25 protein-coding genes and 1 pseudogene are annotated in these 24,644 nt (G+C 38.2%); 19 read left to right on the forward strand and 7 right to left on the reverse strand.

Translation table 11 applies throughout. From position 1 onward, the window contains the following. The first annotated feature begins 48 nt into the window (after positions 1-48). From CVT00_RS04800 to CVT00_RS04880, 17 genes and pseudogenes are all read left to right on the forward strand, one after another. On the forward strand, positions 49-1,569 hold the full coding sequence (locus CVT00_RS04800; RefSeq protein WP_103558082.1) for a C4-dicarboxylate ABC transporter: 1,521 nt from the start codon (positions 49-51) through the stop codon (positions 1,567-1,569). After that, positions 1,566-2,213 (forward strand): pilus assembly protein PilO, encoded by a 648-nt coding sequence (locus CVT00_RS04805; RefSeq protein ID WP_107915253.1) that lies wholly within the window; start codon positions 1,566-1,568, stop codon positions 2,211-2,213. The genes CVT00_RS04800 and CVT00_RS04805 overlap by 4 nt, the downstream gene beginning before the upstream one ends. Further along, a complete protein-coding gene (locus CVT00_RS04810) occupies positions 2,213-2,623 on the forward strand; it encodes a hypothetical protein (RefSeq protein WP_103558081.1) in 411 nt (136 codons plus the stop codon). Before CVT00_RS04805 ends, CVT00_RS04810 begins: the two co-directional genes overlap by 1 nt. Then, a complete protein-coding gene (gene mshL, locus CVT00_RS04815) occupies positions 2,601-4,127 on the forward strand; it encodes a pilus (MSHA type) biogenesis protein MshL (protein ID WP_103558080.1) in 1,527 nt (508 codons plus the stop codon). The genes CVT00_RS04810 and mshL overlap by 23 nt, the downstream gene beginning before the upstream one ends. Continuing rightward, positions 4,120-4,947, forward strand: a complete 828-nt coding sequence (locus CVT00_RS04820; RefSeq protein WP_103558079.1) for an ATP-binding protein — start codon at positions 4,120-4,122, stop codon at positions 4,945-4,947. Before mshL ends, CVT00_RS04820 begins: the two co-directional genes overlap by 8 nt. Continuing rightward, on the forward strand, positions 4,940-5,815 hold the full coding sequence (locus CVT00_RS04825) for a CDC27 family protein (protein WP_103569637.1): 876 nt from the start codon (positions 4,940-4,942) through the stop codon (positions 5,813-5,815). Before CVT00_RS04820 ends, CVT00_RS04825 begins: the two co-directional genes overlap by 8 nt. After that, the gene (locus CVT00_RS04830; protein WP_021092328.1) at positions 5,812-6,351 is read left to right on the forward strand and encodes a hypothetical protein; all 540 of its coding nucleotides are present in this window, start codon (positions 5,812-5,814) and stop codon (positions 6,349-6,351) included. Before CVT00_RS04825 ends, CVT00_RS04830 begins: the two co-directional genes overlap by 4 nt. Then, positions 6,351-8,102: a GspE/PulE family protein gene (locus CVT00_RS04835; protein ID WP_103558076.1), complete on the forward strand. Its 1,752-nt coding sequence runs from the start codon at positions 6,351-6,353 to the stop codon at positions 8,100-8,102. The genes CVT00_RS04830 and CVT00_RS04835 overlap by 1 nt, the downstream gene beginning before the upstream one ends. Continuing rightward, positions 8,099-9,334: a type II secretion system F family protein gene (locus tag CVT00_RS04840; RefSeq protein ID WP_103639469.1), complete on the forward strand. Its 1,236-nt coding sequence runs from the start codon at positions 8,099-8,101 to the stop codon at positions 9,332-9,334. Before CVT00_RS04835 ends, CVT00_RS04840 begins: the two co-directional genes overlap by 4 nt. A 27-nt stretch (positions 9,335-9,361) precedes the next feature. After that, a complete protein-coding gene (locus CVT00_RS04845) occupies positions 9,362-9,862 on the forward strand; it encodes a PAS domain-containing protein (protein ID WP_103575911.1) in 501 nt (166 codons plus the stop codon). Between the two features lie 539 nt (positions 9,863-10,401). Continuing rightward, positions 10,402-11,121: pseudogene (locus CVT00_RS10480) on the forward strand (methyl-accepting chemotaxis protein); the annotation flags it as partial. A 182-nt stretch (positions 11,122-11,303) separates the two neighbouring features. Further along, entirely contained in the window at positions 11,304-13,409 is a 2,106-nt protein-coding gene (locus tag CVT00_RS04855) for a TonB-dependent receptor domain-containing protein (RefSeq protein WP_107915261.1), read from the forward strand. Continuing rightward, positions 13,403-14,230 (forward strand): alpha/beta hydrolase, encoded by an 828-nt coding sequence (locus CVT00_RS04860; RefSeq protein ID WP_103558071.1) that lies wholly within the window; start codon positions 13,403-13,405, stop codon positions 14,228-14,230. Before CVT00_RS04855 ends, CVT00_RS04860 begins: the two co-directional genes overlap by 7 nt. A gap of 33 nt (positions 14,231-14,263) precedes the next feature. Next, positions 14,264-14,509, forward strand: a complete 246-nt coding sequence (locus tag CVT00_RS04865; RefSeq protein WP_103558070.1) for an RNA-binding S4 domain-containing protein — start codon at positions 14,264-14,266, stop codon at positions 14,507-14,509. Continuing rightward, positions 14,509-14,907 carry a tRNA (adenosine(37)-N6)-threonylcarbamoyltransferase complex ATPase subunit type 1 TsaE gene (gene tsaE / locus CVT00_RS04870; protein WP_107915263.1) on the forward strand — a complete coding sequence of 133 codons (399 nt, stop codon included), beginning with the start codon at positions 14,509-14,511 and terminating at the stop codon, positions 14,905-14,907. The genes CVT00_RS04865 and tsaE overlap by 1 nt, the downstream gene beginning before the upstream one ends. Then, positions 14,900-15,628, forward strand: coding sequence for an LPS export ABC transporter ATP-binding protein (lptB, locus tag CVT00_RS04875; RefSeq protein ID WP_009293825.1), 729 nt, complete (start codon positions 14,900-14,902; stop codon positions 15,626-15,628). Before tsaE ends, lptB begins: the two co-directional genes overlap by 8 nt. A 3-nt stretch (positions 15,629-15,631) precedes the next feature. Beyond that, positions 15,632-16,882, forward strand: coding sequence for an RNA polymerase factor sigma-54 (locus CVT00_RS04880; RefSeq protein WP_230853807.1), 1,251 nt, complete (start codon positions 15,632-15,634; stop codon positions 16,880-16,882). Here CVT00_RS04880 and CVT00_RS04885 read toward each other — a convergent pair whose 3' ends face one another. Further along, on the reverse strand, positions 16,883-17,650 hold the full coding sequence (locus CVT00_RS04885) for a hypothetical protein (protein WP_107915267.1): 768 nt from the start codon (positions 17,648-17,650) through the stop codon (positions 16,883-16,885). Positions 17,651-17,765: 115 nt separating this feature from the next. On the opposite strand from CVT00_RS04885, the gene CVT00_RS04890 reads away from it, so the two are divergent. After that, positions 17,766-18,500 carry an imidazole glycerol phosphate synthase gene (locus tag CVT00_RS04890; protein WP_107915269.1) on the forward strand — a complete coding sequence of 245 codons (735 nt, stop codon included), beginning with the start codon at positions 17,766-17,768 and terminating at the stop codon, positions 18,498-18,500. On the opposite strand, the gene murG is transcribed toward CVT00_RS04890, so the two are convergent. Then, entirely contained in the window at positions 18,492-19,514 is a 1,023-nt protein-coding gene (murG, locus tag CVT00_RS04895; protein ID WP_107915271.1) for an undecaprenyldiphospho-muramoylpentapeptide beta-N-acetylglucosaminyltransferase, read from the reverse strand. The genes CVT00_RS04890 and murG overlap by 9 nt on opposite strands. Continuing rightward, a complete protein-coding gene (locus tag CVT00_RS04900) occupies positions 19,511-20,671 on the reverse strand; it encodes an FtsW/RodA/SpoVE family cell cycle protein (RefSeq protein ID WP_009293817.1) in 1,161 nt (386 codons plus the stop codon). Before CVT00_RS04900 ends, murG begins: the two co-directional genes overlap by 4 nt. 91 nt (positions 20,672-20,762) lie before the next feature. On the opposite strand from CVT00_RS04900, the gene murI reads away from it, so the two are divergent. Beyond that, on the forward strand, positions 20,763-21,551 hold the full coding sequence (gene murI, locus CVT00_RS04905; RefSeq protein ID WP_107915273.1) for a glutamate racemase: 789 nt from the start codon (positions 20,763-20,765) through the stop codon (positions 21,549-21,551). A 69-nt stretch (positions 21,552-21,620) separates the two neighbouring features. On the opposite strand, the gene CVT00_RS04910 is transcribed toward murI, so the two are convergent. The 4 genes from CVT00_RS04910 to CVT00_RS04925 all read right to left on the reverse strand — a co-directional run bounded on the left by CVT00_RS04910 (position 21,621) and on the right by CVT00_RS04925 (position 24,584). Then, positions 21,621-22,211, reverse strand: coding sequence for a DedA family protein (locus tag CVT00_RS04910; RefSeq protein WP_107915275.1), 591 nt, complete (start codon positions 22,209-22,211; stop codon positions 21,621-21,623). Between the two features lie 140 nt (positions 22,212-22,351). Further along, positions 22,352-23,131, reverse strand: a complete 780-nt coding sequence (locus CVT00_RS04915; RefSeq protein WP_103567524.1) for a MetQ/NlpA family ABC transporter substrate-binding protein — start codon at positions 23,129-23,131, stop codon at positions 22,352-22,354. Positions 23,132-23,207: 76 nt separating this feature from the next. After that, positions 23,208-23,990, reverse strand: coding sequence for a MetQ/NlpA family ABC transporter substrate-binding protein (locus tag CVT00_RS04920; protein WP_002940462.1), 783 nt, complete (start codon positions 23,988-23,990; stop codon positions 23,208-23,210). Between the two features lie 258 nt (positions 23,991-24,248). Continuing rightward, complete coding sequence (locus tag CVT00_RS04925; protein ID WP_103558062.1) at positions 24,249-24,584, reverse strand: ArsR/SmtB family transcription factor; 336 nt, start codon at positions 24,582-24,584, stop codon at positions 24,249-24,251. Positions 24,585-24,644: the final 60 nt, after the last annotated feature.

Consider the following 24,644-nt stretch of genomic DNA (forward strand, 5'->3'; position numbering starts at 1 on the left):
AAGATATTAAAATACCAAATATAAGCGTTTAGGAAGGTTTTTTGATTCATGATGAATATTAAAAAAAATAGTGAAATTTCTATAGTTGCACTAGATCCGTATGACTATAAAGGATTTCGTTATCACAACAGCAATGTAGAAGCTTTTAACTTTTCAAAAACAGTCAATAAACGCGACTTTTTCATCTCATACATAAAATTTAAAGACTTAAAAACAACAACTATTTTTATCCCTAGAAGCGTTGATAACGACACCCTTTACGAGGAGCTTTATTCAAAGGTCTATGCAGAGCTTTCGCTAGATCCTGCGCTTGATAATAAGATATTTTTCTCAGAAGGCTCTACAAAAGCTCAAGAGAGAATTTTTACTGTTTTTGCTATCACAAATGAAGATATAAATTCGACCTTTAAAGCGGTTGCAAAAAAAGTCCCATATATCGACTACCTTGCACCTGAGCCTTTGATCTACTCTGCTATTTACAAAAAAGGCTTGCTGCCTAGCACGCAAGCAGACTGCTTTATCGCGCTTAGAAAAGATGAATCATTTTTAAGTATATATTTAGATGGTGATTTTTTTACAGCTAGAGAAATCCGCTATAACCTAAACTATCTTAAAGATAAATTCTTAGAGCAAAGCGGCGACCGCCTAAGCGATGATAAATTTCTCGAAGTTTTATCTCAAAGAGGACTTGTAAATAAAGATGATGATGGCTTTAACTACGATCTAAACACAGTTTTTGAAGATTATATCTTTTACTTTAACGATATTTTAAACATTATAAATAGCCAAAATGGCATATCTATAAAGAAAATTTACATAGATTGCGACTATGAGATCAAAAATTTTGCAAATTTCATCTCAACCAAACTTGGTTTGGATGCAGAGTATATAAACATAAAAGTTGCGATAAACAACAAAAACTATACTATAAACGAGCGTTATAACGTTATGGCTTTATTTGGTAGATTTTATACCAAAGAGCCATTTTATGAGAATTTTAACCTCTCAAATATGCTTCGCCCAGATCCGTTTGTCAAAAGAAAAAGTGGCAAATTCTTGCTCACTTGCGCTGCGGCATTTGCGCTAAGTATGTTATATCCAGCTTACAACTACATAGCTGGTCTTGTTTTAGAAAAAGACAGCGCAAGACTAAATGACGAATATAGCGTCCTAAACGCACAAGAGATGCAGATAAAAGAGACACTAGCTAAAATTTCAAGAGAACAAGAGGCAGTAAAAGAGCAGACTCAAAAAGAGAATGAAAAGCTAAATTTTAGAAAAGGTCTGCTTGCTGAGATCGAAAATAAAAAAGATAATTACGCTATGAAGGGTTTAAATCTTTTTAAAATTACCGATATTTTAAATCTAAACACAGTTCATATCACAAACATCGTAAATAACGATAGAAATTTGACTATAACTGCAGTTAGCGATAATGAAAAAAGGATAACCCAGTTGATCAAAGATATCAGCAAAGATGAAAAATACTTGGTAAATACTAAAAAAATTCGCTCAGATGACGCTAAACACGAGTATGAAAGTAATATAAGCATAGAGATTAGACAATGAGACAAGATATTTTAAGCAAAATAGATCAATACTTTGATAGCAAAAAGCCAAACGAAACAAACCTTATTTTTCTTGGCTCAGCGCTTATCATAGCTTATCTTGTTTATATGCTATGCTTTGATCCTGCGCAAAATTTCTTTGATGAAAAGCTTGATAAACATACGAGAATTTCTACAAAACTAGAAAACACTAGAAACTATCTAGCTTCAGTGAGCTCCCCTGATGGCGATAGAAATTTCAAGATAAATGAAGAAAATAGAAATTTAAGCAATCTAAAACTTCGCTACACGAATATTTTGAAATTTAATACCTATTTTGATTCAAAGCTTAAAGAGTTTTCTTTTTTGCTTTTTGACAATCAAAACTGGGCAAACTACATAGATAGTATCGTGCTTTTAGCAAAGCAAAATAATATAAAAATTTTAGAGCTTAAAAGCGATATAAAAGAGCCAAATTTCCAAAAGATAGAGCAAATTTTAAATATAGATGTCACTTGTCTTGGAAATTTTAAAGATATGCTTAGCTATATAAACGGACTTGAAGAGTCAAAACTCGTAGTAGATCTTCACAAAATGGATATAAATTCCACTCAAAAAGATCTAGGTGCTAAGCTCTCTATCTCAGTGTGGGGTATGAAGTACTGATGAAAAAATTTGGTTTATTTTTAATTTTATCTCTTGGTCTATTTGGCAGTGAGTTTGAAGGCGAGATGAAAAACTATGATGAAGTTTTTGTTAAGATAAAAGAGCAAAGAAAAGGGCTTAATGGCAGTGAAATTTCTAGCTTACAAGATCCTTTCAAGCTAAATTTGCCAGTTGCTCCAAAAGGCGATCAAAACACTACAAAATACTCTTCTGCAAGGGGGTTTATGCTAAAGGCCATTTTGCTAAATAAAGCAAATATAAATGGCAAGTGGTATAAAGTGGGAGATATGATTGATGATTACAATATCACAAGTGTTTATGGCAGCAAGGTTATCATCGTAAAAGATGATGAAAAACAAGAGCTAACTCTTAAAAATGGAAGTAAAAATGTTGGTATCAAAATTAAGTAAATTTATTATAACTGTGGCGTTGGCTTCATTTTTAGCTACTCCTATGATGGCAAAACCAAGCACATGCTTGAGTAAAAATTTTAGTATGAAGATCACAGACGACATAAGTCTTGGAGATGTTTTAAATCAGCTCTCTGAAATGTGTGATTTTAGTATCGTTGCAAAAGATGCTTACAGCAAAAAAGAGCTTGACGATAAAGTCTTTGGTGTAAATATAAGAAATATGAGCCTAAGCGAGGTCTTTGATCTGCTTTTAAACGAAAAAAATTTAAGCTATGAGTTTTCAAATAATGTCTTAAAAATCTCATCGCTTCAAACAAAAATTTTTAAAATAGACTATATAACCTCTATCCGTGAAGGCACAGCCATTACAAAAGCTTCGGTTGATGCCTCTCCATCAGAAGTAGGCAGTAGCTCAAGCAGCGATACTAGCTCAAACGACATAAAAAATGAAAACAACTTGATAAGAACAACTGAGAAATTTGACTTCTGGGAGAAGCTTGATGCTGAGCTAAAAGCTATCTTGAATAATAGCAGTGAGCACATCACAGCGCCAGATCCTATCATAAACCAAAATGCTGGACTTATCACTGTTACAGCGACCCCGTCACAGCTAAAACGCGTTGAAAAATATATAGCTGAGATGCAAAGAAGGCTTAAAAAGCAAGTCATCATCGACGTTTCTATCATCGCAGTTGATCTAAATAACGAGTATAAGCAAGGCGTTGATTGGAGTAAATTTGAGCTCGGATTTAACTCATATATCGGCAACCAAGGCTCTAGCACCGGTTCAAGTGCAAGCTGGACAAACAAGGGCAACAGCTTAAGCGATGGCTTTGGTCGCACACTAAATATCGCTGCAAATTTAAACTTTAGCCTTGATGGTATGATAAATTTCCTTGAAACAAATGGCAAAACAAAGGTCGTTTCAAGTCCAAAAGTAACCACTCTAAACAACCAACAAGCGCTAATCTCTGTGGGCGATAATATAAACTACCGCGTAATGGAAGAGACAGATAATGGTAGCAACAATAACAATAACAACAGGCTTACAACAACTTATAAACAATACTCTGTATTTATCGGTATCTTGTTAAATTTACTCCCAGAAGTCTCAGATAACAATAAGATCATGCTTCGCATCAATCCAAGCTTAAGTAGCTTTAAGTATGCAGAAGATGACACAAGATCACAAAATACAGCCATTAGAGAGATCGCCCCTGATACAGTTCAGAAAAAACTCTCAACAGTAGTTCAGGTAAATAGCGGCGATACGATCATACTTGGCGGACTTATCGGACAGACCAAAGATAAGCAAAACACAGCTGTGCCACTTCTAGCCGACATACCTTTGATAGGAAGCGTCTTTAAAAGCACAAGAGATGGCGTAAGAACTACTGAGCTTATCTTTGTCATCACGCCAAGAGTTGTTGATCTTGAAGATCCAAAACCAGTTCAGCAGTCGCTAAAAGATCTAGGATTTTCTAAATCGATCTATGAGTAACGAAAATATTTATACACATATAAAAGATGTTTTCATAGATGAAGACGAGAGTTTAAATTTCGTAAATTTAGACAACTCTATAAGCTGCTACAACAAGATAGTTTTAGCTCTAAAAAAGCCACTAAAGCTCATCTTGTTTTATGGTAAGCCAGGTAGCGGCAAGACCTTTTTGCTAAACAAGATCGCAAATGATTTAAAAGAAGATAAAAGCCTCATCTTTTTTCCACATCCATTTTTTAGCGAGGCGACATTTATCGAGGCACTTTGTGAGCAAATTTATGGAAAAAAGCTTGAAGATATAAACAACTTTGAGAGCTTTATAAAATTTTACTCAAAAGACTTTAGCAGTAAAGATGAAATTTTAAAAAATCAAATGACGGTTATCCTAGATGAAGCGCAGCTCTATCCGACTGAGCTTATCGAGAAGATAAGGCTTATGGCTGATACTAGGATGTTTAAATTTCTCTTTACGATACACAAAACCGAAAACGAAGATATTTTGGCAAAAGATTATTTTCAGACTAGAATTTGGGAGAGTATCGAGTTAAGTAGCGCTGATGTAAATGAGATCATCATATACTTGCAAAGAAAGCTTAGTCAAAAAAATTATGATAAATACCTTAAATTTGATAAAAAAGACTACGAGTGTGCCTACTCATTTTGCGGTGGAAATTTAAGAACACTAAACAAGATCATGTATAAATTCTATGAAATTTGCGAATATTACGAGCAGTATCAGCCTTCAAAGCTTAGCGGTGATAAGGCAAATATCATGATACTCACCATGGCTGCACTTGATGCGGGGCTAATCGATGCTTGAACCACAAGAAATTCAAAGACTAGAAAAGCTTTATGAGAGCTACAAGAAAAAAAATGGTGGCTTTTTGCATAAAATTTTTAATGCCAAAAACTCTAAAATTTTAATCATCGAGCTTTTGCTTATCATCATTTTGCTAGCTACATTGATAGTGCTAAGCATAGAGAAAACTCCAAGTCTTGCAAGTAAAAGCGATAAAGTTTTAGCCAAAAATGCAACTGCTGTAAAAATGGTAGAAAAAAATGAGACAAATGCAAGCGTTCTTAGTGAGCTAAAGCAAAAGAGCGAGGTTGCTAAGGCTAAATTTGAAGAGGGTAAAAAGCAAGATGAGCTAGCTGACAAGATAGCTAAAAAGCTTGAAGAGGTTGTAAAGATAAACGAAACAAACGATACTTCAAAAAATGACCCAAAAAGGCAAAGAAGCTCACAAGGTTGGCTTAAGCTAAACATCCCTGATGAAGAGCCACTTACCGAGCAAAATGGTATAAATGGCATAAGCGTGCCACAAGATGAAGTGATAGATCTTGAGTCAAAGCCAGCCAGAAAGCGTGTAAATATACAAGTAACTTCAGCATCAAATGAAGAGAGCGTGCTAAGAGAACAATTTTTAAAGACAAATAATCCAACTATTGCACTTGAGCTTGCGAGATTAAATTTTAGAAATAATAATTTCAAAGAAGCTATAAAGTGGTCGCTTGCTGCAAACGATATAGATAATAGCTTAGAGGAGTCGTGGATCATCTTTGCAAAGTCAAAATATAAGCTAAAGCAAAGCGATGATGCCGTCAAAGCTCTAATGGAGTATAATAAAAACTTAAACAAAGCTTCGATAAATGAGCTTATAAATAAGATAAAAAGTGGAACATTATGAAATTTTTTGCTATTTTTTTTGTTTTTGTTTGTGAAGTTTTTGCTGTTAGCCTAACTGAGATTAGGGATGACTTTAACAGCGCAAACTACGCAAAAGTCTGCAATCAAAAGGTTGAGGATTTTTTAAAAACACAAAATAACGAAGAGCAAATTTCTATGTTTGGCATCGCTTGCATAAAGATGAATGATCTAAACAGGCTAGCAACTCCGATTGATAAGCTAGTAAAGAGCGAAAAATCAAGAGAAAATGCTGCCTATTTTGCTGACATCTTATTTAAGAAAAAGCTCTTATTTCACGCTATGATAGATGGCGTTGATATAAGCTATATCAGGCTTCCAAAGAGTGATTATATACTTTCATTTTTGTTTGATAAATTTGTAAAAAAAGAGTATGTCGAAGAGCTTGGTACATTTATCTTTGAAGAGCCAAACTCTGACACAAGGTATGAGATAAGCCCAACAAATGGACAAATACCAAAGCTAGTGCTTAAAATTTTTAAAAATAACGACCTGAAATCACAAATAGAGTATAGATAATGAAAAATGTAGAAAATGTAATCTTAAAAAATATAGAACAAAACGGCAAACTAAGCACATCAGATATAGAAAAGATAAAGCAGATAAGCGAGCAAGAAGGCAAAGGCCTTGTTAAAATTTTAAGAGATGAAAATTTACTAAATGACGATGACTTTATGGAAATTTTGTCTGATATTTATAGGAGAGGGCATGTAAATATCGATGAAATTTCAAACGATCTTGAGCTTGATATCAAGGCTTTTGTTAAATTTATAAGCGAGAAATTTAAGGTTTTATATTTTGATCTTGATGATATCGACATCGACTACCGTATCAGCGAAAAACTAAGCACCGCTCAGCTAAAGACATATAGTGCGATCCCAGTAAAAGAAGATGAGATAAGCGTATATGTCGCTTTTAAAAATCCATTTGACGTTATGGCTCAAGATAAGGTGCAAAATTTATTTAATAGAAAACTGCTAAAAGTTGCCATAGCTCAGCCAACTCAGATAGAAAAATATATAAGCAAGCTAGCGCTAAATGAGAGCATAAAAGATGTGATAACAGAGATCAGAAGAGAGCTTTCAAGCTCGGCTAGCCAAGGTCAAAACAGTGAAAACTCTGGAATTTTAAAGCTAATCGAGATCATCTTAAAAACATCTATCCAAAGCAGAGCCAGCGACATCCACATCGAGCCAACCGAGACAAACTGCATCGTAAGAAGCAGGATCGATGGTATGCTAAGCGAGACATTTATATTTGATAAAGATATCTATCCGCCGATGGTTAGCCGTATGAAGCTACTTTCAAACATGGACATCGCAGAGCGCCGCCGCCCACAAGATGGTAGATTTTCAGCTCAAATTTTAGACAAAGAGTATGATTTTCGTATCTCGACGCTACCTATCTTAAACGGTGAAAGTATAGTTTTAAGAATCTTGGATAAGTCAAAGGTCATTATAAATTTAGAAGATCTTGGCATGCATCCTGATAACTTTGCTAAATTTAAAAAGAGCATGAAAGCACCTTATGGCATCATCCTAGTCACTGGTCCAACAGGCTCAGGTAAGACTACGACACTTTACGGTGCGCTAAATGATATAAAAAGCGTAAAAACTAAGATCATAACAGTTGAAGATCCGGTCGAATACCAGCTAAATATGATCCAACAAGTGCATGTAAATGAAAAGGCTGGTCTTACCTTTGTCTCAGCCCTTCGCTCTATCTTAAGGCAAGATCCAGACGTCATAATGATAGGCGAGATCAGGGATCAAGAGACGCTTCGCATAGCGATACAAGCGGCACTTACTGGTCACCTTGTCTTTTCTACGCTTCACACAAATGATGCCATTAGCGCACTTCCTCGTATGATAGATATGGGCATCGAGCCTTATCTAGTAAGCGGCGCGCTCGTTTGCATAGAGGCTCAAAGGCTTGTTAGAAAGCTCTGCCCACACTGCAAACAAAAGATCACACTATCTCAAAAGGCATTTGACGAGGTTAAGAAATTTGTCCCTGAAAACTACCAGTTTTACAAAAGCGTCGGATGTCCGCAATGCTCACAAACTGGGTATCTAGGACGTGAGATGATAAGTGAAATTTTACCTATTAGCGACCATATAGCAAGCATGGTTGCAAATGGCGCTTCTAAAGATGAGCTTAAAAGCGTAGCTTACGAAGAGGGCTTTATAGATATGTTTCATGATGGCGTCATAAGAGCGGCAAATGGCATAACCACGCTTGAAGAAGTTTATAGGGTTGCTAAGATATGAAATACTTTGAGGTTGAGTATATCCAAAACGGCAAACGCCATAAGATGAGCCTAAGAGCGAACAATAAAAACGAGATCAAAGATAAAGCAAATGTCACTGGCATGATCGTAAAGATCAAAGAGACGCAAACTTCTAGCATAAATAACTTTGAAAATTTACAAAATGTGATCGCAAAGGCTTTTACTAATCCAAAGGTGAAAATCCCAAATTTAGTAGCCACTATAAGGCAGCTTAGCGTTATGACAAATGCTGGAATTTCTATCCACGATAGCATTAAAGAGGTTGCAAACTCCACCGAGGATAAGCGCCTTAAATTTATATTTCAAACCATAGATGAGGAGCTAAATCAAGGCTCAAGCCTCACAAATAGTATAGAAAATTTTAAAGAAGAGCTAGGCGACGTGACGCTAGCGATGATAAGACTAGGGGAAAGCACTGGTAATATGGCTGACGCGCTTGCAAAGCTCGCCTCTATCTTGCAAGAGGTCTGGGACAATCAGCAAAAATTTAAAAAAGCTATCCGCTATCCGATAACCGTCATTTGTGCGATCATCATAGCCTTTGTCATCCTCATGATACTTGTTGTGCCGCAGTTTAGAGAAATTTTCGAGCAGTTAAATGCGGAGCTACCACTGCCAACTAAAATTTTGCTAAATATCGAATATGTAATGACAAACTACGGCTTTTATATCCTTGGAGCACTTGCGTTTATCGGATATTTGCTTAGAAAATACTACCTTGAGAGTGAAGAATTTCAAGATAAGGTCGATAAATACCTTTTGAAAGTCTATCTCATCGGCAAGATCATATTTTATTCAAATATGAGCAGGTTTAACCTCATCTTTACAGAGCTTGTTCGAGCTGGTTTGCCTATAGCAGATGCCCTTGATACGGCTGTGATAACGGTCTCAAACAAGGATATCAAAAAGAAACTAAGCGGCGTTAAGATACTTGTTGGTAGGGGCGTTAGCCTAACAGAGGCTTTTAGAGATACAAATTTATATGAAAATATGCTCATACAGATGATAAGCGCTGGCGAGCAAAGCGGTAGCTTGGATGATATGACCGGAAAAGTAACTGACTATTACAGGATGAAATTTAACGATATTATTGATAACATCTCAAACTATATCGAGCCTATCTTGCTTGTTTTTATAGCAGGTATGGTGCTTTTACTAGCTCTTGGTATATTTTTGCCGATGTGGGATCTATCAAAAGCCGTTAAAAACTAAAATAATTAAAATCTTAAAGGAGAGAAGATGTCTGAAAACAAAGAACACATGGTCGAAGAGAGCGCCTTTTTGGTCTCAAAGACCGACTTAAAAGGACGTATTACATATTGTAACGAGCCATTTTTAAAGATAGTTGGAGCTAAACAAGCTGAAGTCTTGGGTAAGCCTCACAACATCATAAGACACCCAGATATGCCAAGAGCTGTTTTCAAGCTACTTTGGGAGCGCATAAAAAATAAAGAAGAAATTTTTGCTTATGTTAAAAACAAAAGCTTTGATGGCGGGTACTACTGGGTATTTGCAAATATCACAACTTCGCTTGATGTGCAAAACAATCCAGTTGGCTACTACTCAGTTAGACGCAAGCCAAATCCAAAGGCGATTGAGATAATAGAGCCTATATATCAAAAGTTGTTATCGGTAGAAAAGAGCGGTGGCATGGATGCTTCGATGAAATTTTTAACTGAATTTTTAAAAGAAAAAAATATAAGTTATGATGAATTTGTAAATAACCTACAAAGGCTATAATGATGTTTGGAAAAAAACTTGACTCTATAAATGAAATTTTAAGCGTGGTAGGCTCAGCTAGAAACGGTATCTTAGAGCCTAGGATAGTAAATGTAAAAGAAAATGACCCTCTTTATGAGGTAGCACTTGGTATAAATGACTTGCTTGATCAAGTTGAGGCGCTCCAAAGAGAAATTTCAACCTCAATAGACGCTGCTCAAAGCGGACTAACATATAGAAATATCTTTACAGAGGGATTTCGCGGTATATTTAAACAAAATGCCATCTCTATGAGCAACGGCGTAACTGGTATAAAAGATAGTCACAAAAGTAAAGTAAGAGGCCTACTTTCAAAAGAGCTTGACACACTTGGCAATGGCAACGACGGTATAGAAGATGTTAGAAACGATCTAAATGAGAGCATTAAAAACCTAAGCCAAATGGCGCACATGGCACAAGATACAGCTAGGATCGCTGAGGACACGACGCAAAGCATAAATGAGCTAAGCATAAATATGAGCTCGCTTGAAGAGCTGATAGAGGGCTCAAGCCACGCTATAAGCACGCTAAATAGCAGAACAGACGACATCACTTCAGTTGTAAATTTGATAAAAGATATAGCTGAGCAGACAAATTTACTAGCTCTAAACGCAGCCATCGAGGCAGCACGCGCAGGTGAGCATGGACGCGGCTTTGCTGTTGTCGCTGATGAGGTTAGAAAACTAGCTGAAAATACCCAAAAAGCGACACACGAGATCGGCGTAAATATCCAAACACTTCAGCAAGAAGCCAAAGATATAGATGAAAACTCTAAAAAGATAGATGAAATTTCAAAGATCGCCACAGCAAATGTCGAAAATTTCAAACAAACTTTAGCTAGCTTTAACCAAAATGCAAAAGAGACAGCCCAAAGATCAAAATATGTAGAAGACAAGACCTTTGGCATCATCGCAAAGATAGCTATCATCGTTTATAAAGTGGGTGTTTATTCAGACACTGTAAATGAGCAGGGTTACGGCGACGATATAGCAAAAGACGCAGATGATCTTGTAGCGTGGTATGAAAATGAGTGCGCAAAGAGCTTTAGTCACACTAAAATTTACGAAAAATCACGCCATTTAGTGGATGAGTTTAACAAAAACATCAAAGCCATCTTGACAGAAGCTGGCAAGGGCTATAACGAGAAAAATTTAAAACATTTTGTCACTGAGTTTAGAAAGCTTGAAGATCTTAGCAGAGAGATATTTAACTCATACAACGAAATGGTCGCTTCAAAATAACTTCAAATTTGCTAGACTCGCTTTGGGTCTAGCTCCTCTTAGATTGATTTAAATTTTATTTTCATAAATTTTTTCTACATTGTTGTTTAAAATTATGATAATTAATATTGTTTTTATGCTTGCTTTGTTAAATTTGCGTTTCGCTTTCATTATCAAAAATTAAATTTAACAAAAGGATATCCGTGAATAGATCAAAATTTATCGCCATTTGCCTTAGTGCTTGTGTGGCAAATTCTCTCTATGCAGTAGAGAAAGAGAACAACGAAACTAAGCTAGATGGCGTCGTAGTAAGTGCGAGCGGCTTTTCGCAGCAGATAAAAGAAGCCCCTGCAAGCATCAGCGTAATAAAAGGTGATGAGCTAACAAAAGATAGCTTCACCTCACTTCACTCAATCGCCCAAAAAGTGCCAGGCGTAAATGTCGTCGGTGGCGAGGACGGGGCAGCTAGTGGCATCTCTATACGTGGCATGGAGAAGTCTCAAACGCTAGTTTTAATTGATGGCAAAAGAGTAAATTCAAGCAGCGCAAATCCAAAGGGTGGAGCAGGGGATATGAACTCAAATTTCATCCCACCAGCTGAAGCGATCGAGCGTATAGAGGTTATCCGTGGCCCTATGAGCTCGCTTTATGGTAGCGACGCGGTTGGAGGCGTTATAAATATCATTACCAAAAAAGACTTTTCAAAATTTAGCGGCAACGTCGGCATCTCAACCACGATAAACACTCACAAAGGCATAGGCGACGGCAGACAAGGCGACTTTTATATAAATTTACCTCTTTATAAGGACCTTTTCGCGCTTCAGCTTTGGGGATACAAAAAGCTAAGAGATGAGGATAATTACAAAGGTGGCTATCAAAAGAGCGATAAGAGAAATTTAAGCGCAAAGCTTTGGATCACGCCAGATGAACACAATAAATTTTTTATCCTTGGCTCAAGTGAAAAACACGACTACTCGCGAACAGTCGGCAAAACAGCTACCATAAAGACAAATAAGGTTTTAAACGCTTATGACTACGAGAAAAAGAGCTATGGCGTGGGCTATCTTGGCGAATTTGATAGCCTAAATGCCGATCTGAGCTACATTTATGATGAGACCCAAAGAACGAGCCTTTTTGACAGCCTCATACCTGCAAAAGCCAAAAATCACAACTTTAACTCAAAATTTACAACATTTTTTGGCGCACACACTCTAACTTTTGGTTATGACTTTAGTAAGCAAAATGTCGGTACAACCTTCATCGTCTCAAACGCCTCAAGAAACGGCTTAAAAGATCCAAAGACCTACTCGATGAGCGAGCATGCGGGATTTATCGAGGATGAGTGGCAAATTTTAGATGAGAAGCTCTTTTTAACGCTTGGTTCAAGACTCACGCACAACGAATTTTTTGGCAACCACCTCTCGCCAAGGGCCTACCTAGTCTATAACGCCACAGATACGATAAGCTTAAAAGGTGGCGTAGCGACTGGTTATAAAACACCTAATGTCAATCAAATCTCCCCAGAAGTAGGCACTATCCAAGGTGGCTGGAGGATAGTTGATTTTGGCAACAAGGACCTAAAGCCAGAAAAGAGCACGACCTATGAAGTCGGGGCATATTATGATAATGGGGCTGATTTTAGAGGCTCGGTAACGCTTTTTAGAAATGAATTTAAAGATAAGATCCTAGACACCGACGGCAGTAATGTAAATAAAATTCCAGCCTTTGGTCCTTGCCCGCCAAGCGCAAAAATCCCAAGTGTGGGTTGCCCTGGTTGGGGAACTTACTTTAACATTGAGGGTGCGACCGTTTGGGGCGTGGAGTTAAGTGGCGACTATGACATCCTTTCAAATCTAAATTTCAGCTCAAACTACACTTATAATAAGTCAAAGATAAAAACTGGCAACCCAACGATAAACACGCCAAGAGGCCCTATGAAATTTAGCGAGACAAACCTAGCTAGACTTGATGGCAAAAGTCTAACAGCAACGCCAGAGCACACACTTCACGCCACGCTTACATATAAGCCTATAAAGAGTGTAAAGACATTTTTTGGCGCAAACTATGAGAGTAAGCTAACAAGCGTAAATTTTGGCGCTGGCAATAGAGTAAGAGAGAACACAAAAGACCTACTCACTTTCGATACAGGCGTCAGTTGGGATGCAAACAAGCACCTGACGCTTAGCCTAAATGCCTACAATATCTTTGATAAAGTAAGATACGATGAGGCGCTAGCAGACGACGGCAACTACTACTGGTATCCGCAAGAGGGCAGGAGATTTTGGTTTAAGGTCGCTGCAAAATGGTAAGAGCCTTTAAATTTTTGCTTTTTACGCTTGGTGTGACGCAAATTTTACAAGCAGCTCCGCAACAAACGCCTGAGCCACTTAGCCAAAAAGCTGCTAGTAAATTTGAAATTTCAACCTTTAAAATGAGCGCAAATGATGAAATTTATAAAATTTTTACAGCCAAGCTAAAGGGGCAAGATGAGTTTAAAAACGTGCTTTTCTTGCTTGACGCAAACGCCCAGTTTAACATGCTTTTAAATGAATTTGATGGCAAGGCCGCACCGCTAATAATAGGCATAGGATATGACACAGACAAAAGCTACGAGATAGAAAAACGCACAAGAGATCTCACGCCAAAGGCAGAGGGCGAGGAGTTTAGCAAAGGTGGCGGCGCAGATGCGTTTTACCACTTTTTAACTAGAAATTTAGTGCCGCTAATTGATGAGAAATTTAACGTGCAAGGCAGCCAAAAAAGCCTTTATGGACACTCTTTTGGCGGCCTTTTTACGCTCTATGCGATGCTTAAAAATGATGGCATATTTTCAAATTTCTTTATCGCTTCGCCATCTCTTTGGTGGGGTGGGTCTGAAATTTTAAAGCAAAATGTGAGCGAGGGTAAATTTAAAGAAAAACTAAAGGCTAAATTCGTCTTTCTTAGCGTTGGCGAGCTTGAAAAGAGAAAGGGCAAAACTGACAAAGCTGGCATTTTAAAGGCGAGTGATCTAGCACAAATTTTAAAGCAAAGTGGGGTAAATTCTCACTTTGAGCTTTTTAAAAATGAAACCCACGGCAGCGTCATACCTCTAAATTTAAAAGAGCTTTTAAAATATCTAAAGGATTAAAAATTTAAGGCTATTTTTGTTAAAATCCGCCGCATGAGAGTAGATAAATTTTTAAACGTAGTAAATATCACCAAAAGGCGTGCCGTTAGCGAAGATATGTGCAAAAGCGGCGTTGTGAGCATAAACGGCGTGCAGGCAAAAGCTGCAAAAGATGTTAAGATAGGCGACGTAATCACTATCAAATTTTTAGCTCGTGAGGCGAGATATGAGGTGCTAGCGGTCCCAACTACAAAAAGCATACCAAAAAGCGCCCAGAGCGAGTATGTAAAAGAGCTTTGATGGTTTTTGAGCTTTTAGAAAATGAGCTTAATGAGCTTGTGCAGGTGCTGCCAAAAAGTGGCGTGGTGCTACTAAGTGGTGATCTAGCAAGTGGCAAAACGACGCTTGTAAAGGCGATCATCAAGGCTCATGGGATAGACGAGAGTGTGACGTCGCCGACATTTTCTTTGATGCAAATTTATGGTAAAGATATCTACCACTACGACATCTATCAGATCGGATTTGACGGGATGGCAAAAAATGGCCTTTTTGAAAATTTATTTGAAGAGGGGCTTCATCTAGTAGAGTGGGGCGATGAAAATTTAGAAAAAGCTCTAAAGAAAAACGGCGAGAGCTATACGTTAGTAAAAATTTCTCTTAGCAAAAATGGTAGAAAATACGAGGTTATAAGTGCATAAACTAGAAGTAAAAGATCTAAAAAAGACGATTAAAAAAAGTGAGATCATAAAAGGTATATCTTTAGAGGTAAATAGCGGCGAAGTCGTGGGACTTCTTGGACCAAATGGTGCTGGAAAGACGACCACTTTTTATATGATCTGTGGGCTCATCTCGCCAACTAGCGGAGATGTCTTTTTAAATGACGAAAAGATCACAAACGTCCCACTTCACAAAAGAGCGCACCTTGGTATTGGCTATTTGCCGCAAGAATCAAGCATATTTAAAGAGCTAAGCGTAGAAGAAAATTTGCTCCTTGGGGCTGAAATTTTAAATCAAAGCAAAGAAGAGATATCTAAAAGAGTAAATGAGATGCTAAATATGCTAAACATCGAGCCTATCCGCCTAAGAAAGGGCGTTAGTCTAAGTGGTGGCGAGCGCAGACGCTGTGAGATCGCTAGAAGCCTCATCATAAAGCCAAAATTTTTGCTGCTTGATGAGCCATTTGCAGGCGTCGATCCTATCGCAGTTAGCGACATCCAAAGCATCGTTAGAGACCTTAAAAAGCTAGGCATCGGCGTTTTGATAACTGACCACAACGTCCGTGAGACGCTAGCCATTTGCGACAGAGCCTACGTCATCAAAGATGGCTCGCTGCTAGCAAGCGGCAGTGCGAGCGAAGTGGCAAACAACAAGCTTGTTAGAACGCACTATCTTGGCGAAGAATTTAAGCTACTTGAGTAGATGATGCTAAGGCAAAAGCAAACTTTAGCGCCAAAGATCAAACTAAACCAAACGCTAAGAAGCTGGCTTCCTATCCTTCAAAGCGGGCTTGATGAGCTAAAAGAGACGCTTGAGCCTTTTATAAAAGATAATCCTTTTGCCACGATTGAACACAAAAATTTAGAAAAAAGCGAAAAAAAGCGAAATTTTTTCGAGCAGGTTAGTAGAAACTCGGTTAGCGAGAGCATCGAGGCTTTAAGCATATATAAAGAAAGCCTCTATGAAAAGCTCGTTAGCCAGATAAATCCACCACTTTTCCCCACGCAAAAGTCCCAAGATATCGCATATAAGATCATCGAGTGCTTGGATGATGAGGGATATTTTTCTTATGATGATGAAATTTTTGCGGATTTTAATGAGAATGAGGTGGAGCGAGTTAGGGCGAGATTTGCCTACCTTGAGCCCTGTGGCGTGGGTGCAAAGGATGTTAAAGAGAGCTTTTTGTTTCAGCTTGGCGAGGCAGAGGCGAGTGATGAGATCATAGAGTGCGCAAAAAAGATCATCTTAAATTTTGAAAATATAGAGAAGCTTAGAAAGCTTAAATTTTACGACGACGCACTAAAGATTATAAAGAAATTTAAAAATCCCCCAGCCATTGAGTATCTTGAAGATGAAAAAGAGGCGGTGCCTGACATCTTCGTACTAAGCACAAGTAGTGGCATAAGTGTGCAGATAAATGACGAGTACTATCCTGAAATTTCTATCGACACCGAGGGACTAGACGAGAAAGAGGCCTTTGTAAGCTCGCGTATAAAAGAGGCAAGCGAGCTCATAGACGCCCTTGAGATGAGAAAGGCGACACTTTATAAGATAGGGCTCATGATAGTTGAGTATCAGTATGACTACTTTTTGGGCGGTGACATAAAGCCTATGAAGCTAAAAGACCTAGCTGACGAGCTTGGACGCAATCCTTCAACCATCTCAAGAGCGATCGCGAACAAATATCTAAGCTCTCCAAGAGGTACGGTCGCACTTAAAAATTTCTTCGCAACTGGCTTTGACGAGGAGACTTCAAATGCCGCGATAAAGGAATTTTTGCTAGAGCTTATCAAAAACGAAGATCATAAAAAGCCTCTTTCTGATCTAAAAATCCAAGAGCTAATTCAAGCTAAATTTAACATCCAAATCGTTCGCCGAACTATCACAAAGTACCGCAAAATTCTAAACATTGGCAGCTCAAGCCAGCGAAAAAAGATCTATCATATAAACGGCTAGCTACCACTCATTTATGGCAAAAAGTGTGGCTTTACGCATCTGCGTAAAAAGCTCACTGCTAAGCTCATCATACTCTTTAGCGCGTTTTTTATGCTGCGCCCAGCCCGCTGCGTCGTCATTCCAAGAGCCCATACCACCAAAGACATCGGCCGCACTTGCCGCAGTAAAAAGGGCTAAATTTAGCTTTGGCATAAGTGGCGCGTTTAGGATATTTTGCTCTATCTTTTCTGGCTCATTTAGCGCTTTTAGCCCCTTTCTAAAGCAATCACCAAAATTCTCACACTCTATCTCATCAGCAAATTTAGAGATCCTTGTTAGGATATCTTTAAACTCCAAAGTGTTATCGCTAAATTTTTGAATTTCTGGCGTGCCATCTAGGCTAAATTCTTTATAGACTATCTCCCAGACATCCCAGCCCTTTTTATCTTCTTTAAAGCTCCAGTGCGGCACGAGATAGCTCATCTTATCTTTATAAATGCAAAGAATCGACTTGTGGCTTACGTTTGAAAAGCCTTGCAGCGAGCGCTCCTCTGAAGAGACCGTCAAATTTGTGGCGTATCTCACGTCGCTTAGTCCAAGCTTTAAGGCGTGCTTAAACCACTCATTTATGCTATCTTGCTCTCTTTTTTCTGGCTCATCACCTAAGATAAAGTCAAAAACTAGGCTTTTTATATATTTTTCGCTTTTGTAGTTTAGCTCTAAATTTGACTTTAATGCTTGCTTTATAGAGGCTACGATAATGCAAGAGTTAAAAACTTCACCATTCATTTTTGCTCCTTTTTTGAGATATTTTATTAAAAGAAGTATAAATATCTTTTTAAGAATTGCAAGCGAAAACTTCAGTTTTTTATAGTAAAATAGCCAAAAATTTCAAAGAGGCAAAATGGATTTTAATGAGATTGATAAGCTGATAAGCACACTTAAGAAAAACTTGGAAGTTATCGAAAACAACGGCGTTGTCGAGCCAGAAACAAAGATCGATGCGCTCACTTTTAATAAAAATGTCGAAGAGATCAAAAAAAGACTTTACAGCACAACAGATGAGGGCAGTTTTTTTAAAAATGTCTTTAATACTGAAGATTACTACGAAAACATTAGCTCATACCTCGAGCAGACAAACAAAAGCCTATACTACAAGATAGAAAAGGCTGGTGTGAGCCTAAAGACTAATCAAAATTTGCAGGAGAGCCTGACAAGCATCTCAAACATCATGCAAATTTTAGTCGCTGAGTATCAGATACAAAATAAAAAAAAGAAGAAGAGTATCTTCTCAAGAAGTGGCGACACAGCGATGATAAGAGGGCTACTTGCCGAGCTAATGGAGTTACAAAATAGGATGAATAAAATTTTACATCTCGACTCTCAGATCGTCTCAAACGTAGTTTTGGAAAATTTTAAAACTATCTACACATTTTTTTACAACTGCATAAGGGTTGCCAAACAAAGGGGCGATGAGCTACTTTTGGTTGAGATCGCTGGCATCACAGATAGGATCATCGAGATGATAAGGCCTGTGCTTTCAGGCAAAAGCCTAAAGACAAACGAGCTTATCTATCACTACCTCATTTACGAGCTACGAGAGCTAAAAGCCTATGCCATAGGCGAGGATCTAGCTTAAAATTTTATCCATTATCTCTTTTGCCCCATTTGGCAAAAGGATATCTTTTAGGGCTTTGCTACTTTTGTTTAGATCAAAGCTCTCGATCATTTTTATGACTTCATCTTTGTCTAAATTTTCGCCATTTTGCAGGCAAATTTCAGCTATGCCTTTATCTTTTAGAAATTTAGCGTTATAAAATTGGTGGTTGCCAGCAGCATAAGGAAATGGCACAAAGATAGATGGCAGGGCGTTTGCGCAAAGCTCCCAAAGTGAGCTAGCTCCAGCTCTTGATATGGCAAGATCAGCCTCACTCATCTTCTTTTCTATCTCTTTGCTAAAGTCAAAAATTTCTAAATTTGCTTCGCTAAAGCCAAACTCATCGTATCTTTTTTTAAGCTCATCAAGGGCGTTTTTGCCGCATTGATGAATGATCTTTATCCCTTTTTCTTTAAGATATGGGGCTAAATTTATAGCTAGCTCGTTTATCGCTTTTGCGCCTTGTGAGCCACCTAAAAATAGTATCGTTTTTAGCTCCTCTCTAACTCTTTGGCTTTCAAAAAAATTATTTGCCACAGGGTAAGGGCAGGGCGAGAGCTCATCATAAGAGCTAAAAAAGCCCTTTGCGTATGGCTTTAAAATTTTATTTAGCTTGCCAGTTACGGCATTTTGCTCATGGATGAAAAGTGGCGTTTTTGAGATGATGGCTGCTATGGCTGCTGGCGCTGCTGAGTAGCCTCCTACGCTGATGACTGCTTTAACGCCATTTTCTTTAAAAATTTGCCTGCATTTTAGAGCTAGGCTTATAATGTTTGTTAGTGATTTTAGCTTGGCAAGACCTCTTTTGTTTACGACGCCACTGCTTGGTAAAAAGAATTTCTTTGCGAATTTATCATCATTTTCAAACCAAAATTTATCCTGACCACTAGTTGAGCCGATAAAAATTGGCTTTATGCCTCGTCTATTTAGCTCCTCGCAAAAGCTTCTAGCGATCGCCAAATGTCCGCCAGTGCCGCCACCACAAATAACTATCATAGTTTTGCCTTTTTACTAACCATCAAGACCATGCCGATGCCGATGCATATAGCAAGCACGGAGCTGCCGCCGTAGCTAAGAAATGGCACAGCGATACCTTTTATCGGTGTGATCGATGTGATGCCGTAGCTATTCATCAAAAATGAAAATGACAAGATAAGACCGATACCAAGTGAGAATAGGTGATAGACCTTGTTTTCGCTCCTAGCTGAAATTCTAAATATCCTATAAAGTAGCGTGATAAAGATCGCTGTGATGCACAAAATGCCAAAAACGCCGACCTCTTCAGCTATGCCAGCTAGCACGAAGTCTGTATGCACCTCGCTTAAAAAGCCAAGCTTAAATATCCCAGCTCCAAGCCCCTCGCCAAAAAACTCGCCATGTTTAATTGCATTTAGTGAGTGAGAAATTTGATAAGGCTCTGGCGCGTCTGCCACTCTAAGCACGTTTGCCACGCTATCTGGCAAGAAAGAGAGAACCATGTTTTGTATCGTGCCCCACCATGATTTTATACGTAAAATTCTGTGCTCAGAGCTAACTATCGCCACCGTCATGACAAAGGCAGCGCCCAAGATACCGATACCAAAGAGCCTAACGCTAGCCCCTGCAAAAAGCGCCATCGTCACAAAAGTAAGTGCCAAAACTACAACCTGACCAAGGTCGTTTTGCATAACGGCGATAAGAAAGATAGCGATACCAAAAAGAATGATATAAGGCAAAAGTATCTTTAGCTCAGCCATTAAAGTCCTCTTGCCGTCACTAAATTTTCTAGTAAAACTCCACGCCAAAAAATAGACAAAACCGACTTTGAAAAACTCAACAGGCGCAAGTGAGAAGCCAGGCAGCCTGATCCAGCGTCTAGCACCTCCAGAGTCAGTAACCATCGAAGCTGGCAAGGCGTGCATGAGCCCCATAGCGATACCACAAGAGATAAGCAGTCCAAAGCCTATCCAAACGAGCGCTTTGTCAGGATTTAACCTAGAGAGCCACCACATGAGAAAAATTCCTATGCAGCCTACTGCAAACTGGCGGATAAAAAAGTGAAATTCGTCGTAGTTAAAAAATAAAACTGTAAAAACTGGCAAAGATAGTGAAAAAATGATGCTTATGGCGATCAAAGTCGCGCAAAGATAGAAAATAACCTTATCAACTGCCAAATTTAGCTCCAACTTTAAAATGAGCCAAAGTATAATAAAAAACGGCTTACAAAGATATTATTTGCTATAATTGCAGGCTTTAAGGATGGGCATGAAGATAGGTATATTTGACTCGGGGCTTGGCGGACTTAGCGTCTTAAATGAAGCTTTAAACAAGCTTAGCGAGCATGAATTTTTATATTACGCAGATGTGAAAAATGTCCCATACGGACAAAAGAGCAGGGATGAAATTTTAAAATTTAGCTTTGACGCGGTGAAATTTCTTGTTAGAAATGACGCAGAAGCTGTCGTAGTAGCTTGTAACACAGCTACAAGCGTGGCGATAAAAGAGCTTAGAGCAAATTTAAGCGTGCCGATCATCGGCATGGAGCCAGCTGTAAAAAAGGCTCACGACCTAAGCCATGATGATGCCCTAAAAACGCTTGTCATAGCCACTCCAGTCACCGTAAATGGTGCAAAACTAAAAGAGCTAATCACAAATTTAAACGCAAAAGATAAAACCGAACTACTTGCTTTGCCTCGCCTTGTAAATTTCGCTGAAAAGGCTGAATTTGAGAGTGAAAACGTTAAGTCATATCTAAAAGAAGAGCTAGCTAAATTTGATCTAAGTAAATTTGACTTTTTGGTGCTTGGCTGCACGCATTTTAACTATTTTAAAGATAGCTTAAGAGAAATTTTGCCTCCAAATGTAAGTATAATAGACGGCAATGAAGGGACGATAAAGCGCCTTATAAGCGAGCTTAAACTTAAAATTTCAAGTGTAAATTTAACTCCAAATGTGAAATTTTTTTACTCAGGTGAGGAGGTTTGCGAACAAAACGAGCTAGAGAAAATTTCAAGAAATTTAGCTCGCCTAGAAAAAATGAGAGCGATCAGCTAGGCTAAATTTAGATAAAAATTTGAGCCAAATTTAGCAAAATACACTAAATTTTATGTATTTTTATATGTATTATTTCTTTCTTTGCTTTACTATATAGATAGCACTTATTGCCGCAACCACAGTTAAAAGGGCGATCGTGATCGTTAGAAGTGTCTGTTTGTCTGGAGTTGAGCCTAGAAAGTAGCCAACTCCAAGCAAAACCGCACACCAAATCCCAGCGCCAAGCGTGGTAAATAGGCAAAATCTAAAAATATTCATCTTAGCTAGCCCAGCTGGCAGGCTTATATACTGACGAATTCCTGGGATGAGACGTGAGTTAAAGGTCGAAATTTCGCCATGTTTATTAAAAAATGCTTCAAATTTATCCATCTTTTCATGAGTGATGCCTACAAATTTGCCGTATTTCAAGATGATCTCACGTCCAAAAAAGTAGCAAAGATAGTAGTTGAAAATAGCTCCAAGCAAGCTGCCAAGCGTGCCTGAGATAAAGGCAAGTGCTAGGCTCATCTCGCCTTTGTGGGCTAGATATCCTGCTGGTATCATCGCCACTTCGCTTGGAAATGGGAAAAACGAGCTCTCTAAAAACATCATCACAAATATGCCAGCATACCCCCAGCTACTCACGCTTGAAACGATAAAGTCAATAATGTCATGTAGCATTTTTACTCCGAAAATTTAATAAAGCGAGCCATTGTAGCAAAGCTTTATTTACTAATAGTAACTAACATGGAGTGATAAAATTTAAATTAAATGGGGTAGTAAAAATTTATAAAGAAGTAGGGCGAAAGCTCGCCCCGTTTTTAAAATGCAGGTATGACCTCGCCTTTGTAGCGAGTGATGATGAAATTTTTAGTATCTGGGCTAAGCACCGCATCGACTAAAGCTTTGATCTTAGGATTGTTCTCGTTGCCAGCTCTTGTGACGATGATGTTGGCGTAAGGGCTGTTGGCATCTTCAAGTAAAAGTGCGTCTTTCGCCACGCTCATGCCAAGATCAAGGACGAAATTTGTGCTAATAGCAGCGATATCGACATCATCAAGCGTTCTTGGGATCTGAGCGCCTTCTAGCTCGACAAATTGTAAATTTTTAGGATTTTTAGTTATGTCATTTACAGTTGCAACTTTTACGTTTTTATCGATCTCTATAAGACCAGCTTTTTCTAAAATTCTAAGCGCTCTGTTGCCATTTGACGGATCGTAAGCGATCGCCACTTTTGCGCCATCTTTTAGCTCTTTGATATCTTTTATCTTTTTAGAGTAAAAGCCAAGTGGCTCAACATGCACGCTCGCAACGCTTACAAGATGCAGGCCTCTAGCCTTGTTTTGCTCCTCAAGATATGGTAAATGTTGAAAGAAATTTGCGTCTAAGCTGCCATCTTCTGTGGCGACATTTGGTATCGAATAGTCTGAAATTTCAGAAATAACAAGGTCATAGCCCTTATCTTTTAGCTTTGGTTTTACAAATTCTAAAATTTCAGCGTGTGGCACAGGTGAGACGCCAACAGTGATAGTGTGGTCTTTGTCGGCTGCGTGAAGGCTTAGAGCAACTAAAGATGCGGTTAAAAGTTTGATAAATTTCATTGTTTTTCCTTTTTTGGTTTGATTTAAAGCGACGCTAAAAAGGTAAAAGCTTTTACGTCGCTTTTTATAAATTTAATTAAAACGCTGGGATGATAGCGCCGTTATACTTTGTCTCGATAAATTTCTTAACTTCTGGTGAGTTGATAGCTTTATCAAGGGCTTTAGTTTTAGGGCTGTTCTCGTTGCCAGCTTTAACAACTACGTAATTTACGTATGGGCTATCTTTACCCTCGATCACAAGCGCGTCTTTTGTTGGATTTAAATTTGCATTTAGCGCGTAGTTTGTGTTGATAACTGCGATAGTAACGTCATCAAGCGTTCTTGGCACTTGAGCAGCCTCGATCTCTTCAAATTTAAGCTTTTTAGGATTATCAACTATGTCAAGCGGAGTTTTTAGCGGGTTGTCATTTAGCTTGATAAGTCCAGCGCTAGCTACGATGTCAAGTGCGCGGCTCTCGTTTGTTGGATCATTTGGGATAGAGACCACTGCGCCATCTTTTAGCTCTTTTATGTCTTTGATCTTTTTAGAATAAACGCCCATAGGCTCGAGATGTACGCCAACTGTTTTTACAAGGTGAGTGCCTTTATTTTTGTTAAATTCTTCAAGATATGGGATGTGCTGAAAGAAGTTTGCATCAAGGTCGCCGTCCTCTGTCGCAAGGTTTGGCGTGGTGTAGTCGTTAAATTCTTTGATCTCAAGCGTGTAGCCATCTTTTGCCAAAATAGGCTTTACAACCTCTAAAATTTCAGCATGTGGGATAGGTGTAGCACCGACGATTATTGTTTTTGACTTATCAGCTGCGTTTGCGCTAACGCTAAGGCCTAGGGCAACTAAAGAGGTAAGAAGTAGTTTTTTCATTTGTTATCCTTTTTTAAAATTTGCCAAGCACCAAAAAGGATAAATTTAAGCTAGAAAGTTAAATTTCTTTTTAAGCGCTTAAGCTTTTTCTAAGCACTTAAAAAGAAATTCTGTGCTTAGAGATTAGTCTTTCGACGACGCGTTTTTTAGTAGGCGGCACATCTGGCACATATCTGATTTCATTTTAGATCCTTTCGGTTAAATTAATTTCGCGCATTCTAAATAAATAAACTTTAAAAAAAAATAAATTTTAGAAATTTATCTTAGACTTTTTATGACACCTCTTGCATTTTTTGAGTTTTTGGCTGCTTTTTCCTCTAAAATATTTTTTAAACATTCCAAAAAATTTGGCAAACAGCAAATATCAACCGAGTAAAAAACATTAAGTCCGGACTTCTCGCTTTTTAAAATTCCTCCATTTTTTAATACCCCAAGATGCTTTGAAACCGTTGCTTGTTCTTTATTTAAAAGCTCGCAAATTTCACCTACGCTCATCTTTTTATCACCTAAAACCTCAACTATCCCGATCCTAATAGGATGAGCCAAAACTCTCATAAATTCGCTTTTTAGCGCAAGAATATCAACATATTGCATTTTTATACCTTTTTTATGATTTTAACTTAAAAGAGCTAAATTTATACTTGACTATATTCC

It is taken from the genome of Campylobacter concisus, assembly GCF_003048675.2.
Lineage (GTDB): Bacteria > Campylobacterota > Campylobacteria > Campylobacterales > Campylobacteraceae > Campylobacter_A > Campylobacter_A concisus_F.